Below are 14,906 nucleotides of genomic sequence, written 5' to 3'. Positions count from 1 at the left end.
TTAGCTTATGCAATGGATAGATGATTATCAACTCTTTCTTTTTGATTTCGATGGTTTATTAGTTAATACCGAAGAAATTCATTTCAGAGCTTATCAGTACATGTGTAAGAAATATGGATTTAATCTTGATTGGAGCTTTACACGCTATTGCCAGGCGGCTCATTATCATGCTGAGGGATTAAAAGAGGAAATTTATCGTGAGCTGCCTGCCCTCTATGAAGTAGAACCTAACTGGGATGTTCTGTATGCTTGTAAAAAGGAAAAAGTCATCAAACTTTTACGTCATAACATCCAGCTTATGCCGGGAGTGCAGGAACTTCTAGAGGCCTTAGATAAGGCTAATATCAAACGTTGCGTGGTGACTCATTCTCCTCAGGAGCTTGTAGATACTGTTCGTTGTCAGCTTCCTATTCTCAATACCATCCCCTATTGGTTTACCCGCGAACTTTACACTCATCCTAAACCTCATCCAGAAAGCTACCTTACTGCCATCAAACAACTTGCCGATCCCCAAGATAATATTATTGGTTTTGAAGATACCCCAAGGGGTATTAAGGCTCTTTTGCAAACCTCTGCGCAGCCGGTGCTCGTTTCAAAAGCTGCTTATGATAACCTCCCTTCAAATGTGATTCGTGTTGTCGACTTTAATGTCTTAAATAATTCGCAAAAGCTAGAAAGTCTAAGGCTCTAGCCTAATACTTTTGCATGCTCGCATTTTTTACTGATATTCACCTTTTCTCTTAAAAATATTTAATAAATTCTTTGCTTCTATCGAACGGCTAGGTAGTAACCATTTTCTTTTGAGTAAAAATATTAGCCTTTCCCAATTAATCCTTCTAAGGCCCATCCATCCATTCTTTTAATGCCTCTAGCAAGGTATCTAAAGGCTCATCTTCTTGCCATTTACCTAGCCATCGATAAAGCCGCAAAGCTTGATCTTCAATTCAGTCCTCTAGGAGAATTCCAGCAAGGTGACCCTATAATCAAAATTCAAAATAAGCTGTTATAGGTTTTTTCCCAGGTAATATGAGGCTTTCCCTTTAAATTTCTTGAGGAATTTTATGGTACAAGTGGTGGCAAGATTCTCCCTTGAATATCTATAAATCCTTCAAAGCTTCCTCGCCTATAACTTCTCCTCCTTAAAAAAATATATCTCACCTATTTAAATTTTTAACATTAGCTGGATAGGTTCATGCTTTAAATAAAGCCTTAAAAGCTAGACTTCTCTTTAATATAATCCAGCTCTTCAAGCAGATGCTATAGCAAGTGAAAGGAAAATTTAATATTCATGAACCATGATAAACTTCAAAAGGTATTTATCCAAGCTTTAGTTTTTTTCTAACATCTACCAATTAGCATTATCATCTTTTTAAATACTTAACTAGATTTTGTTTTTTTTATTATTTATTTTATAAAATTTTTTACTTATATTTAATATTTTTCCCTTTTTTCTTATCTTTTGTTTTTTTAATTTTCAGCCAGCCTTTAGACTTAACTTATTAATAAATAATAAATTGTATTTTAATTTATAAAGTTTATTTATTTTTTAAATTTATTATTTTTGATTATATTTTTTTAATTTAATATAATTAAAAATAGTTAATATAAAATAACTTTATTAAGGATTGTTAAGTTAAAAGAAAGGAGTAAGCCATGATGCCTTTACGAAAAACATTCTCTCAGAGCGTAGGACAACATAATGCTCTGTCCCATACTTGTAAGGCTTTAGCTAAAAGTACTTTAGAAGTTCATCACATCATGTTACGCACAAGTATTCTTTATTCTCGGTCTTACTCTATCCATCGTCTCTCCCTCCCCATAGCTACTCGTCGCTCTATCCTCCAAGATAGGGGTAAGGAGAGACTTAGTAGCGATTCTAAGGTGCAATGGGCTGCTCATTTTCATCAGCTTACAAAAAGCTTCCGCCAACCGACGCAGAGTGTAAAAGAGAGATTACCTGTTGTCATTGCCATAAAAAAAGCTTTAAAAGTTCATGGGGCTTGTATTGTACAGGGTGCGCCGGGAACCGGTAAATCTGAGCAAATTCGCTTAGCGGTTAAAGACCCTACAACCTTTGATCTAAAAAAGAGATTTCTTACCTCTTATTTCGAAAAGCACGAAAGTACTGACCAAGAGCAAGAACATCTATGGCGCGAGGGTTATTATAAGCTAAAAGGCCATGAATTAAAATGGTTGCAGGATAATTATGAAAGTATCAAAAAAGGCCTATTAGAATCTTCCTCTGATACTATTCTTTTAGATGAGTTTGACCTCGTTAACACTGCTTCCTTAGAAGGAGAGGCCTTAGAAATAGCCGAGCTAATAGCAAATTTAGCACAAGAATTACGGAAGGAAGGAAAAAAAGTGGTTTTAGTCTTGCACGAGCAAGGAATAAATTCTCCCTCTTTTCGTGAAAGTCTTAATGAACAAGGAATAATTAAGGAGCCAGGCGCCATTGTTCAGACGGATTTTATACCAGAAGAACATCAAAAAGCTATTTTAGAGCTAATGAAGCTTTCAACAGAAGAAAAATTAAAGGCTATAGGATATGTGCAAGGAACGCCAGGAGCTTATGTTAAATTTTTACAAAGGTTAGAACAAGGCGAGCCAGTAGAGCAGAAGTATAAAGATTTTCTCATAGAAGCTCATTCAATTATAATGGGTAATTTAGCGGTCATGGAGAAAATTTATCCTGAAATTTATACAACATTGCTAGCTATTTCCTCATCTTCCCTTCAGCAAAGAATCCAAGAATTAAATGAAATACCTGCTGAAAAAAAACAAGAGCTATTAAAAACTAGGATGGTAGGAAATGTAGACGGTAAGCTGGTCTTACCCTCCCTCGTCTGCGACGTACTTCAAGATCAAGTCCTCAGAAAGGATGTGGAGATCCTCCGAGTTAATGGGAAGAGCTTAAAACTTTTAGAAGAAGAACAACTAACTGATAAGGTGGCTCAAAACTTACGTATGGCTGCCCATCATGCGGATAAATATGCCGGAAGCCATTCTTTACTTTCATTGGAAGGCATACAAGGGGTGATCCCTGATAAAGCTTCACTGATAAAGGAAGCTTGGAGGGCCCAAAAAGAAGCTATTGCCCATAAGATAAATCTGGAAAAAGACTATCAGACTGAAAGAAGTTCTTCAGCCCATCTATCCTGGACAAATGATGCTTCCACTATTGCAGAATTGCACGCTAGCGCTTTGGAAGTGAAAAGCGAGTTTTTAGCAATGGTAGAAGCTACTTGCCAGGAAAGCGGTGTTTACTCTTTTCATGGGGACGCAAGCCAATTTCTTATCAAAACCCAAGTAAGTATGAACAGGAAAGCTAGCATATGGGCAGGCAATGGGGCAGATTTTTCAGGAGCGGTAAAGAAGTTGAATGACACCATACGTACTACCTTTATGGCCAACAATATAGATGAAATGCGCCAAGCTATTCATATATTTGCCAAAGAATCTCGAAAAAGAGGATATGAAATAGTCTTTTCTAATAAGTTTAAAGAAGATTATCCCAGTGGCTATGTGGGTATTCATGCAAAGATTTACTTAAAAACTCCATATACTGGAAAAAGAATTATGGGAGAGGTTCAGTTCCATTTTCTTCAAGTTCATGATGGCACAAATGAATCCGTTAAAGAAATGTCCCATCGTTTCTTAGATCAGGTCATGCGTAAGTTAGAAGATAATGCTTCACGTGAGAAAATTTTAGAAAGTACTGGCTTATCTAATCCAAGGAGCGTAATTAAATTGTGTGAACAGGTACAATTAAATTTATTTGGAGCAAGCATAGATCAAATAAAAATAGGATAAAGGAGATTAGCTATGGATTGGCGTTATTATGTTACCCCAGCATTTATTGCACGTACTATCGAAGGAACAGTAGAAATTCGTCGGCTTGATACGGACCAATGGGAAGACAAGTCATTCAATCAAGATATTTTCCATCTAATTGAACAAGATGGCTATAGTGTTCCAGAGGCAGAAGCACTAACTATCCATGAAAAATATAAGACTCTTCTCAATCATTAAAAAACCTACTTCTTTTTTAAGAGGTTAAGAAAGAGATGCGAGGGGATTGTGGTGGGTTGAGAATAAACTGTCAAGCTACGACAAGCTAAGGCAGGAGGTGTAGGGGAAATACTGAAAGAATCTTCTTGGATAGAACGAATTAAATGGCTGTTAGTAACGGGAATCCATCCGTCGGGAGTTTGCTCCTCGTAACCTCCTTGCGGGTGGGACCGAAAAAGCCTTCCTGTAGGGTGTCGGTAAAGAGGCATGGCGGTAGAAGTAGAATAAATAGTCATAGATCTTTCTTTTGTAAGATTTAGCGTAATTTAACTTCGTTGCTTTGCCTTTCTTTAGGTAAGCTAAAGACCAGCAAAAAGACTAAGTTAATAGGTTAAATAAAAATTTAAACCATTTGCAGCATGTGGAAAAAGCTAGTTGACCTTCTATAAATCTTAAAAGTAAAAGCTACTTTATGTCAAATTTTACGAGTAGTAGCTCAGCCAGCAACTTAAAATTTACCGAGATAAATAGCTTGATAGACGCGCGCTATCGGATAAGAAAACATTCTACGGCAGCTTCAAATTATACCTAGGCTGTAAGCTAGCTTTTCTCCCTGCAAGTCAATTGAATGCAGGGCTTGTAGGGTTCGTAAGCCTAGGTCACTATTCCGCTGATTAGATTGATAAAAAATTCCCAGGACTTAGAATGTCGATGATGTTCGATTTGACAAGAGTTTTTTCAATTTATTGTTAATGCTTTCAACTACTCCTCGCTTTCTTAATAAAATCTTATCTACCACTGACATTAGCTTGTTTTTCATATTCTTTCTAAGCCTAGTAATAATTTCTAAGTCTTTGTTGTAAAGTTTGATAAACAATAGGGGGAGATGCATCCCTTATCGGCAAACATTATGCCAAAAATGCTTTTAGACAAATCGAGACAGGAATCTCCACATTTCCTGGCGTTAACATATAAGCAAGAATTTTTCCTTTATCATTCATAATTAAATGTAGTTTGAATCTATAAAAGCATCCTGTAGAGGTTTTTCCTTTTTTTGCTATTTTTTTAAAAACTTGGCAGGGGAGTGGATGCGAGGAGTATGGCATATTGCCAATAGAGTAGAAGTGATAAATGACAAGAAGTTTCTCTCTTTTTCTGCAGATTGCTAGGCTGGGAGAACACAACCTTTCTTGATAGGAAGAAGCTAGGCGTATCGCATTCCATCGTGCGGTAGAAGAATTAAAACATTGCGCCAAAAAGAGCCGTTTTTCTTAAATAAGGCAAAGAATCAATCTCATTCTCTTAATCAAATCAAAATTGCCGCATCATTTAATCCCCAAAAACTGTGGCTGCTCTTAAATGCTTGGAAGGTCTCCACCCTTTCCTTGGATCTATCTGAAAAAAAAGCGTCGGCGGACCATCTACGGGTTGTTTTTCATTGATAAAGATACGAATTCATTTGACTTGCTTTTTTAATTTTTTTATATTGCCTTCAAAAATAAAAATGCTGAAAAGTCATCACTACCCAAGGAAATAAAATGCATCCTATCTCTTCGGCATCTATTGAAAGCTTGCCCAATGAATTGCTGCTCCCTATCTTAGAGGCTTGCGCAGTTCCTCCCTTATTTAGCGTCTGTAAAAGATGGTATCATCTGCTGGCTTCTGAAGTGATGCCTTCTCTTTATAAAAAAATAGCCCAGCTTCATTTCCCTAAGGGAAATGCCACTACCCAGCGAACTCTTATGTTAGCTAAAGTTTATCGACTCAATCCTCTACTTACCTCTACTGAAAAAGTTTATCAAGTTTTTAAACAAGTTTTTACCTTAGCCAAATTTATTTCTCCTTTGGAATTTAAAGAGAAAATAGAAGAAAAAAGAGGCTTAACTCTGACTAATTACTCTTCTTATCTCTTAAATAGTAATCGCCTTTTACTTTGGAAAAAACTTCCTGGTGGGGAAAAATACTTGAGACGAGAAGAAATTAAGCACTTGCCTCTAGAAAAAAAAGGAGAGTTTCTTAGAGATTGGATTGAAGAAAATTGTAAAAACATCACGGCTTTAGATTTATCTGGAGTAGGCTTGACTTATTTACCCCCAGAAATAGGTCAATTGTCTCAGCTGCAAAGACTTGAGTTAAATCAAAACCAGCTCACCGCTCTGCCTGCAGAGATCGGGCAATTGTCTCAGCTGCAAGGGCTTGAGTTAAGCCAAAACCATCTCACCAGCCTTCCTGCAGAAATTGGGCAGCTGTCTGAGCTGCAAACGCTTAGATTAAATCAAAACCAGCTCACCGCTCTGCCTAAAGAAATCGGTCAACTGTCTCAACTACGAGCGCTTGGCTTAAGCCGAAATCAACTCACCAACCTTCCTACAGAAATTGGACAGCTGTCTGAGCTGCAATATCTTGTCTTAAATCAAAACCAGCTCGCCGCTCTGCCTACAGAAATCGGGCAATTGTCTCAGTTGCAAGAGCTTATTTTAAATGAAAACCAGCTCACCAATCTGCCTGCAGAAATCGGGCAATTGTCTCAGCTACAATGGCTTGAATTAAGTCAAAACCAGCTTACCGCTCTGCCTGCAGAAATCGGGCAGTTGTCTGAGCTGATATGGCTTTACTTAAATCAAAACCAGCTCACCAGTCTGCCTGCAGAAATCGGGCAGCTGTATGAGTATATCACGCTTGAATTAGCGCAAAATCCTCTGAAAGATATTCCAGAAAAAGTAAGGGAGCGTTTTCAATTGTAGAATGGCCGTAAGCACTTTTTAAATCGGTGTGGCCTAAAATAAAAAAAATTTAGCCATCCTATCTTTAAACAAGTCATCCGCTTTTCTTCCTGCAACTAAGCAAGCTTAAACTGACCTACACATTTATAACGACAAGAAGTTTCTCTCTTTTTCTGCAGATTGCTAGGCTGGGAGAACAACTTTTCTTGATAGGAAGAAACTGGCGTATTGTATTTCATCATTCAGTAGAAGAATTAAAACAGTGCATCAAAAAGAGCCGTTTTTCTCAAACTCATTCTTTTAATCAAATCAAAATTGTCGCGTCATTTAATCCCCAACAACTGTGGCTGCTCTTAAATGCTTGGAAGGTCTCCGCCCTTTCCTTAGTGTAAAAAAAAGAGGTAGAGAGCAGAATAAGAGGAGAAAAGAAATTTAGTAACTTAAAGGTTTGCAGCAAGAGGATTTAAGGCTGTTGAAGATCAAGGAGCCCTCTTCTAAGGCAGGCAAGACAAAATATCTAGCTAAAGAGATGAAATTCAATAGATGACCTTCATAAGAAATAGAGCGTGCGGGGGAGCGGATTTGCCAGCACAGCGGCGGTCTTTAGAGGCAAAAATCTCAGGGATAGAGGAGATTGAACGCTTATTACAAGCAATTTCTAGGAGAGTACCGGTAATATTGCGCACCATTTTATAAAGGAAGCCTTCGGCTTCAAATTCTAAGCACAAACCTTCTTCGGTAGGCACGACGTCAAGCCTTTGGAGAGTTCTTATGGGGTCATGGGCAGCAACTCCTGAATGGGCTTCATTGGCAAAAGCAGTAAAATCATGAGTGCCTATAAAAAGTTGAGCTGCTTCTTTTAAAGAATGGCTGTCTATTTTCTCGCTCACATGAAGGGAATACAAGCGATTGAAAGGATTTAAAGTAGGCTTAAGATGAAGATAATAATGGTAAATTTTTCCTTTTGCACTATAGCGGGCATGAAAGTTAAGAGGAACTTTTTCGAGGCTATGGATACGAATATCTCTAGGCAATATACCATTTAGGGAATGCAAGAAACGTCTAGGACCAATTGGAAGGGAAGTTTTAAAGTTAGCAACTTGCCCTAAAGCATGGACTCCAGCGTCTGTTCTTCCCGACCCTATTAAGGAGGTAGGATGTCTTAGCACTATCTTAAGGGTTTCCTCAATCTTTTGCTGAATAGCTATACCATTAGGTTGAATCTGCCAACCACTGTACTGAGTGCCATCATAGGCAATAATCATTTTATAATTATATTCTTCCATGGTCTAGATAGGCTCATTGAGCAGATGTTTAGCTAGAATAAGATCTTCGGGGGTGGTAATCTTAAGATTTGTATAGCATCCCTCCACTAATTTGACAGGGTATCCAAGATGCTCGGCTAAAGAGACATCGTCAGTGACCTCTAAATGATGTGTAAGGGCGTGGGCAAAGCCTTGTTCTAAAATATCTTTGCGAACAACTTGAGGAGTCTGAACTTCCCAATATCTAGAGCGATCAGGTGTTTGCTTAACAATATGATTCCCGTCGTGCTCTTTAATTGTAAATTTAATAGGCATGCCAGCTGCAGCGGCTCCGTGCTGGAAGGCTGCTTTTAAGACACGTTGCACTAGGGGAGGGGTAATAATAGGGCGAGCAGAGTCATGAATGCAGACAAAGCCTGCTTGCGAAGTAAGAGCCTTTAAGCCATTGAAAACAGAGTCTTGCCGATGCTTACCAGGACAGGCAAACTTTAAGGGTATTGAAAGCTCGGGGTAAGAAAAAAACTTTTGATAGGCAAGCTCACAAACTACTACCATTTCTATCACTTCGGGTAAGGTTTTAAAAACCTCCAAACTATAAGTAGCGATGATCTTATTATGGAGAGTAAGAAATTGTTTAGGAGTAGCATTTTGCATGCGCAAACCTTGGCCCCCGCATAAAAGAATAACGCTTACTTTTTGAGAAGTCATGATTTTAAGCCTCTAAGGTCAGCAGAAGGAGTTCAGGCATAGAAAACCATCGAAAGGGCATGACGCTACCTATGCCCCGGTTGACGTAAATCCATTTATCTTGCATGCATATTAAGCCTTTTTTTAAGTAAGGATTTTCCATCAAGGTAAATTTTTTCCATAGCCAGGGAAGATTAACTTGGCCTCCATGGGTATGTCCACATAGGATAACATCCCAAGAAAAATTTAGCAAATGAGGTACAATGTCCGGATTATGAGCAATGACAAGTCCAGGGAAACGGGGGTCAACAGTTTGAAAAGCTAATGCAGGGGCATGCCGACCTGTGGAATACTCTTCTAAACCCACTATATTAATAAAAGTATCCTTTATGGGAACCAAGAGGGATTCGTTTTTTAGTAAGCGAAAATGAGTTTTCCCTAAAGTTTTTTCCAACTCCGCATGAGGTCTTACTGCCCTAGCACGATCAGTTGCTCTTCTTGACAAAATTTTAGTGGTCCATAAACGTTTCAAAACTTTATCTATAGACCCGGTAGAAGCGGGGAGAACATCATATTCTCCTTGTTCATTTACAGAGACAAAAGCATTATAATCGTGATTGCCTAAAACGGCAAAACATCCGTAAGGTGCTTTTAACGAGGTAAAAAATTGTTCAAGTCTCACCAAATCACGAGAAAGAGAAAAACAAAGAAAATCTCCTGTAAATACAATGATATCAGGTTGGAAGCTTTCAATTTTTCTTTTAATTTTTTCTAGAAATCTTTGGGGAACTTGAGGATGAAGATGTAAATCTGAGAATTGAGCTATCTTTAATCCGTGTAGATCTTTAGGTAAATAGGAAATCTTAAACCTTTTAAAGGTCCTGCTTACCAATTTATTTTCAATAAAACGCGGCCAGATGCCTATAATCGACAGGCAGCACCAAAGGTCCCAAAAAAAATTAGGTAAATTAATAATAAATTTGTTGAATCTATGACTTTTTTTCATGGAGCTGTTAGAATTTTAAGGGAGATCTTTACAAATGAAAAGAAAAAAATGCTAACCATTAATTTATAAGGCATTAAAGATTAGCATTTTTATAGAAGAGTTTAAGAATTAGCTGCTTCTGGCTCTTTAATATGCTTGGAAAGCTTGCTTGTCATTTTAAACATATCAATGCTCTGACTTCCAAGAACCTTAGCTAATTTAGCATCGGGATTGATGTTTCTTTTATTTTGAGCGTCTTGAAGGTTATGTTTTTTAATATATTCCCACACTTTTTTTGTGATCTCCGTACGCGGCATAGAGCCTTGTCCGACGATTTCTGCCAATTCAGGGCTCACCTGTACGGGCTTCATAAAGGCCGAATTTTTTTTTGTCATCATTTACTCCTTATGCGTTGTTAAAGGATATTGCTTTTTTCCAAATAACTGTTAAATCAAGTTAGCTAGATTGTCTCGATAACATTCCTAGCTAGGGGATTCTTTGTAGCGCTGTTTTCATTTATAAGTCAAAAGAAATCATAAGAAAAAAGCATTAAGATCGATTATTGGATTAGGGATAAAATCAAATTCTTTGCTATAAATGCTTCCATCTTAACCAAGTAAAAGAAAAATATCATGTCGACATCTACTTCTGCTATACATTCTATCAAACATAGCCTTAAAAGGTTAAAATCTCTTACGGCTCAATTGAAAAACGCTAAGAAGATTGACGAGCGGCTTGATATATTGAATCGAAATCCCGAAGTACAAGCTTTTCTACAGCAAAACTCCTACTTAAAAGATTTTCTTTTTTGCTGTAATGCTCAAGCACAAGTCATTATTAAGTCTTTATTAGCTTTAGGCCAAGGTTCTATAATTTTTCAAGGGATGCATCAACATTCGAATCCTCACCTAGCTCTTAATCAATTAATTGAAAGCTTAGCACCCGCTGAAGACTTTTATGCGATGATGGGTGGCTTGGTTGGCTATCATTGCGTTATGTTACAACTTATTGAAGAAAAAGAATTAGGGAAGGAGGAAGATAACTTTTTATCACCCTTAGAACGTTATAGTAAGCCGCCAGGCTATGATATATCCCGTGAAACCCCTTTCGTAAGGAAAGCAATCCGAGAAGCTGTGGAAAAGATGCCTTTGATGGCAGAAATATATCCAGTAGGGGGAGCGGGAGATCGCTTACAATTGCAGGATGAAAAAACCGGTGAAGATTTGCCTTCAGCAGAATTGCTTTTTGAGGGAAGAACGTTATTAGAAGGATTAATTCGCGATTTGCAAGCGCGCGAATATTTGTATTATAAATTAACCGGAAAATATTTAATTGTTCCTGTGGCTATGATGACTTCTGATGAGAAAAATAATCATAGGCATATTCTCGATATTTGTAAGCGGTCGAGTTGGTTTGGGCGGCCGCAAGATACGTTCGACTTCTTTAAGCAGCCTTTAGTGCCTGTCCTGACTAAGCAAGGAGAGTGGGCAGTGGCAGAATCCATGCGAGTTATCTTTAAGCCCGGCGGGCATGGAGTTATTTGGAAACTGGCCGTAGAAGCAGGTGTGATCGATCGTTTGTTAAAGAAAGGTTACACTAAAGCCTTGGTACGGCAGATCAATAACCCTGCCGCTTCGACTGATTATGGGCTGCTTGCTTTTAGTGGGTGTGGAATTCTAAATAACCAAAGTTTAGGATTTGCCTCTTGTCCTCGTCTGTTAAATACAGCCGAAGGTATGAATGTGTTGATAGAGAAAAAGAGCAATCAAGGATATGAGTATTGCATTTCTAATATTGAATATCCAGATTTTGTAAAAAGAAATATTCCAGAAATAGCTGAACAGCAAGGAGGCTTTTACTCTGCACTTCCTGCAAATACTAATATATTATTTATTGATTTAATGGCGATTAAAAATTTAGTGAATAGCTACCCAATTCCTGGCATGTTAATTAACATGAAGCATAAGGTCGCTTGCCTTTCTTTAGAAGGAAGAAGACAACAGGTGGATGCAGGGCGGCTAGAATCGCTTATGCAGAATATTGCTGATGTAATAACTACTCATTTTCCTCAAAGGCAAGAGCATTTGGAAGCTAAAGACCTTGGCACATTTGTTACCTATAACCAAAGAAGGAAAACAATTTCAGTGACAAAAAAAGCATTTGCAGAAGGGCAATCTTTTTTGGAAACTCCCGAGGGTTGCTACTGGGATCAACTAAAAAACCATTATGAATTGTTTACTCATCATTGCAAAATGCAGCTTCCTGAAGTGCCTCATGAGGATCAATACATTCAAGAGGGGCCGGCTTGTATCACTTCCTTTCATCCAGCTTTAGGTCCTCTATATTCGGTAATTGCGCAGAAAATTCAGGGAGGAAGTTTAAGTTTAAATTCCGAGATGGTTTTAGAAATTTCTGAACTTATTCTGCAAAAAGTGAATATAAAAGGCAGCCTATTGATTTATGCAGAAAATGTAGTAGGCCATAAAAATGCTCAAGGGATCATTACGTATAGTGAAAAGGTAGGACGTTGTGTGCTGAAGAATGTATGTGTGGTTAATCGAGGGATTAATAAAAAGCTTTCTTCTTCTTATTGGAAAAAGCAAATGGTTAGAGATGAATCTTTAAAGATTACCTTGAAAGGATGTTCAGAATTTATTGCTGAAAATGTTACTTTAGAAGGCAATCTAGAGATTGAGGTTGCTGATGGAGAGCGTGTAATTGCTCAGAATAGGGAAGGAGAACTAGCGTTTATTAGAGAGCAAATAAGGGTTCCTCGTCCTCTATTTACCTATTTCTTTGATAAAGAAGATAGAATTATTTTAGAAAAACACTTAGACACATGAATGCGTCTAAGTGTTAAACATGCACCTTGACTAGAAGGTATGACGAGAAAAGGTAACAGGATTGCGGCCAAAAGCAAACATCACTGCACCTGCAACAAATAATAATGCACCTGCTGCTACTGTGGCAACAGCACGAGCAACTTGCTGCTTTTTAGATTTAAGAGTCAAGCTTGCTCCTAATCCAGAGAGGCCAGCTGTTCCTAGGATAGCCCCAATGCCGTAACCAGAACGGAGATAAGCAGGAAAGTTTTTGAAAAAATCAACAGTTGCAAACCATATCCTGGCTACAAGTGTTTTAATTGCCCTAGCGCCATGGTTAAATTGACGCCCTAACCATGTTACGCCTGACTTTACAGTATCTCCTAGTGATCTTACACTTAAAGAAGCGGTGCTTTGTACATTAGTAGTTTCGACCATAAAAATCCTCCAGGATTTCTTTTGAATGTTAATAAAAAATATTTCAAACCAACCGAGCTTGCATTTTTTCAGAAAGAAAATATCCTTACTATACGATTTGCCTCATTTTCTTGCAACAAAGAGGCAAGCTAACAAAAGATAGAAAATTTTTAATTTCTTTGCTTTCGATCCAGTTTGAGCTTGTCAAAAGTTCTTTAACTTTATAAGTATCGCATTTTATCATTCTCTATATTAAAAGGAAATTTATTTTAATCAGACTTTATTATATTGCTTAAAGATGGTGTTGTAGTAATATTTTAATTCGTCCCTTTAAATTTATTTTACAAAATTACCTAGGAATAATGGGGTTAAAAGAACGAGCGAGAAAGATTTACGCGCCCTTATCTTTCATAGGGTTAAGAAAAGAATAAAAGTTATGAAGAGCTTTAATTTCAGAAAGGTTATTTTTTTGAATTATTTCGTTAGATAATAAGGGTAAGACAGTATTAAGAATCACGCTATCTTTCCACCTTTTTCTTAATAAAGGTAGCGGTAAGGCTTGCTTTTGACTCTCAAAAGTATAATGATGCCTCCAATATTCGTCCGAGTAAGAGGGCAATCGATCTTTAATCCTATTGAGTAAAAGATCCCAATCTTTTTTTAAATAGGCTTCAGGCCAGCCTTGGTGCCAGCATGCATATATTTCGGTAAACAAGTAGGGCATTAAAGGATCTTGAATTAATTTGACTAAATAAGCTATCCGCTTGATGGGATGATTCCAAGGTTTTATTTGGCAGAGTAAAAGACGAATCGAGTGAGGGATAAGGGGGGAAAATTGCGCATAAAGCTGGAGAAGCTCTCGATAAAAGAGAGAATCTTTCCATTTTAACTTATATTTCTCAGCAAAAAACCCGCTCATTCCTAAAGCTATACTTAGAAGCTCATTCTCAGTTTTATCCTTGTATTTTAAAAGTCTTACAAATAATTCAAAGAAAGCTTCCGCATTTTGTTTTTCTCCTAAGGCCATGGCAATCCCTGTGGGTAGAAGAAGGCGGGCATCTTCCATATGTCCTTTAAGATATTGAGCTTTTTGGGCAAGCCTCCAACTTACAGATGAGGGCAAAAGATTAAATATTTTTTCCTCTGCAAAAGAGCTAGAAGGTGAAAAGCAAGAGGGATTATTTCCCAAAAATTTTCTATGAGGGTATTGTTCAATATCGATAAGTTGAAGGATTCTGGTTTGCGAAATTGTCAGATAAGGAGCTAGGTAGGTTTGATAAACTTTCTCTCCTTTTGCATTCTTTATTTGTGGAGGCACAGCAGAAAGGGAAGGCCATAAACAGACATGCAAAATAACATCTTTGTAACGCTTATCCGAAGCATGTTGTAGGCTTGCCCAAGACTCCTCCTCTAAGTGAATCTCAATGTCCCCTTTTAGCTCCTGATCGCCAATTTTAAGATGAGCTTTTAGGAAAACAGGGCCTGCTTCATTGTTCCATATCCCTGGGGAAATGACTGTAATGGGTAGCTGATCGCTGGTTTTTAAGTTTTTAAAGTACTTTTGCTCCCACCACATGGCATGGAGATGATTTTCAGTCCAATAAAGATAGGGATACTTGGTTTCAGCAACATTATAGCTGTTTATAGCTAGTAAGTTGGAATACCAATCATTTTCTTCTTCGTAAAGGAAAACATGCATGACTGCTACTCACCTTTCAATATCTATTGATTTAAAATATTGCTTTTTTTTCTACAAGGAAAAAAGCTTATAAAGAGCTTAAGATATAACATTATTTAAATGAAAGGAGAGGTTATTCTTTGAATTTTTTTAATAATTAAAGCAAAAATAAATTTTTTTGCTAGAGAAGGATCAGCCACTATCCACTCATAGACGATAAAGTTAAATTTTTCTATAATTTTTTAGACAGGATCAAAAAATTAATAACATATAGACAGGGTGGTAAGCCTTTTTCTTTTATTTAATTTTTTCTGCCTT

The 14,906-nt window shown here is 37.4% G+C and carries 14 protein-coding genes; 5 read left to right on the top strand and 9 right to left on the bottom strand.

What is annotated here, in order from left to right; genetic code table 11:
* Positions 1-7 precede the first annotated feature (7 nt).
* The 3 genes from NEOC65_RS04090 to NEOC65_RS04080 all read left to right on the top strand — a co-directional run bounded on the left by NEOC65_RS04090 (position 8) and on the right by NEOC65_RS04080 (position 4,032).
* Positions 8-691: an HAD family hydrolase gene (locus NEOC65_RS04090; RefSeq protein ID WP_166157060.1), complete on the top strand. Its 684-nt coding sequence runs from the start codon at positions 8-10 to the stop codon at positions 689-691.
* Between the two features lie 962 nt (positions 692-1,653).
* Positions 1,654-3,813: a hypothetical protein gene (locus NEOC65_RS04085; RefSeq protein ID WP_213155808.1), complete on the top strand. Its 2,160-nt coding sequence runs from the start codon at positions 1,654-1,656 to the stop codon at positions 3,811-3,813.
* Between the two features lie 12 nt (positions 3,814-3,825).
* Entirely contained in the window at positions 3,826-4,032 is a 207-nt protein-coding gene (locus NEOC65_RS04080; protein WP_213155806.1) for a hypothetical protein, read from the top strand.
* Between the two features lie 5 nt (positions 4,033-4,037).
* On the opposite strand, the gene NEOC65_RS04075 is transcribed toward NEOC65_RS04080, so the two are convergent.
* From NEOC65_RS04075 to NEOC65_RS09705, 3 genes are all read right to left on the bottom strand, one after another.
* A complete protein-coding gene (locus tag NEOC65_RS04075; protein WP_213155804.1) occupies positions 4,038-4,307 on the bottom strand; it encodes a hypothetical protein in 270 nt (89 codons plus the stop codon).
* A gap of 404 nt (positions 4,308-4,711) precedes the next feature.
* Positions 4,712-4,903 carry a transposase gene (locus NEOC65_RS09940; RefSeq protein WP_213155802.1) on the bottom strand — a complete coding sequence of 64 codons (192 nt, stop codon included), beginning with the start codon at positions 4,901-4,903 and terminating at the stop codon, positions 4,712-4,714.
* Positions 4,904-4,919: 16 nt separating this feature from the next.
* Positions 4,920-5,267, bottom strand: coding sequence for a transposase (locus NEOC65_RS09705; RefSeq protein ID WP_213155800.1), 348 nt, complete (start codon positions 5,265-5,267; stop codon positions 4,920-4,922).
* Positions 5,268-5,549: 282 nt separating this feature from the next.
* Between NEOC65_RS09705 and NEOC65_RS04060 the strand changes: the two genes are divergently transcribed.
* The gene (locus tag NEOC65_RS04060) at positions 5,550-6,755 is read left to right on the top strand and encodes a leucine-rich repeat domain-containing protein (protein WP_213155797.1); all 1,206 of its coding nucleotides are present in this window, start codon (positions 5,550-5,552) and stop codon (positions 6,753-6,755) included.
* A gap of 515 nt (positions 6,756-7,270) precedes the next feature.
* On the opposite strand, the gene truA is transcribed toward NEOC65_RS04060, so the two are convergent.
* The 4 genes from truA to NEOC65_RS04040 all read right to left on the bottom strand — a co-directional run bounded on the left by truA (position 7,271) and on the right by NEOC65_RS04040 (position 10,069).
* Positions 7,271-8,020, bottom strand: coding sequence for a tRNA pseudouridine(38-40) synthase TruA (truA, locus tag NEOC65_RS04055; protein ID WP_213155795.1), 750 nt, complete (start codon positions 8,018-8,020; stop codon positions 7,271-7,273).
* A gap of 3 nt (positions 8,021-8,023) precedes the next feature.
* On the bottom strand, positions 8,024-8,707 hold the full coding sequence (gene ispD / locus NEOC65_RS04050; RefSeq protein WP_213155789.1) for a 2-C-methyl-D-erythritol 4-phosphate cytidylyltransferase: 684 nt from the start codon (positions 8,705-8,707) through the stop codon (positions 8,024-8,026).
* Between the two features lie 4 nt (positions 8,708-8,711).
* Positions 8,712-9,692 carry a UDP-2,3-diacylglucosamine diphosphatase LpxG gene (gene lpxG / locus NEOC65_RS04045; RefSeq protein ID WP_213155787.1) on the bottom strand — a complete coding sequence of 327 codons (981 nt, stop codon included), beginning with the start codon at positions 9,690-9,692 and terminating at the stop codon, positions 8,712-8,714.
* A gap of 101 nt (positions 9,693-9,793) precedes the next feature.
* Positions 9,794-10,069, bottom strand: a complete 276-nt coding sequence (locus tag NEOC65_RS04040; protein ID WP_166157093.1) for an SWIB/MDM2 domain-containing protein — start codon at positions 10,067-10,069, stop codon at positions 9,794-9,796.
* Positions 10,070-10,303: 234 nt separating this feature from the next.
* Between NEOC65_RS04040 and NEOC65_RS04035 the strand changes: the two genes are divergently transcribed.
* On the top strand, positions 10,304-12,514 hold the full coding sequence (locus NEOC65_RS04035; RefSeq protein ID WP_213155786.1) for a UTP--glucose-1-phosphate uridylyltransferase: 2,211 nt from the start codon (positions 10,304-10,306) through the stop codon (positions 12,512-12,514).
* Between the two features lie 30 nt (positions 12,515-12,544).
* On the opposite strand, the gene NEOC65_RS04030 is transcribed toward NEOC65_RS04035, so the two are convergent.
* A complete protein-coding gene (locus tag NEOC65_RS04030; protein ID WP_166157099.1) occupies positions 12,545-12,931 on the bottom strand; it encodes a hypothetical protein in 387 nt (128 codons plus the stop codon).
* A 370-nt stretch (positions 12,932-13,301) separates the two neighbouring features.
* Positions 13,302-14,609, bottom strand: a complete 1,308-nt coding sequence (locus tag NEOC65_RS04025) for a DUF2851 family protein (protein WP_213155782.1) — start codon at positions 14,607-14,609, stop codon at positions 13,302-13,304.
* Between the last annotated feature and the right edge of the window lie 297 nt (positions 14,610-14,906).

The sequence above is a fragment of the Neochlamydia sp. AcF65 genome (genome assembly GCF_018342435.1).
Taxonomy (GTDB): Bacteria; Chlamydiota; Chlamydiia; order Chlamydiales; family Parachlamydiaceae; genus Neochlamydia.
The sequence above is the reverse complement of the archived record's forward strand: the minus strand, read 5'-3'. Positions and strand labels throughout refer to the sequence as shown.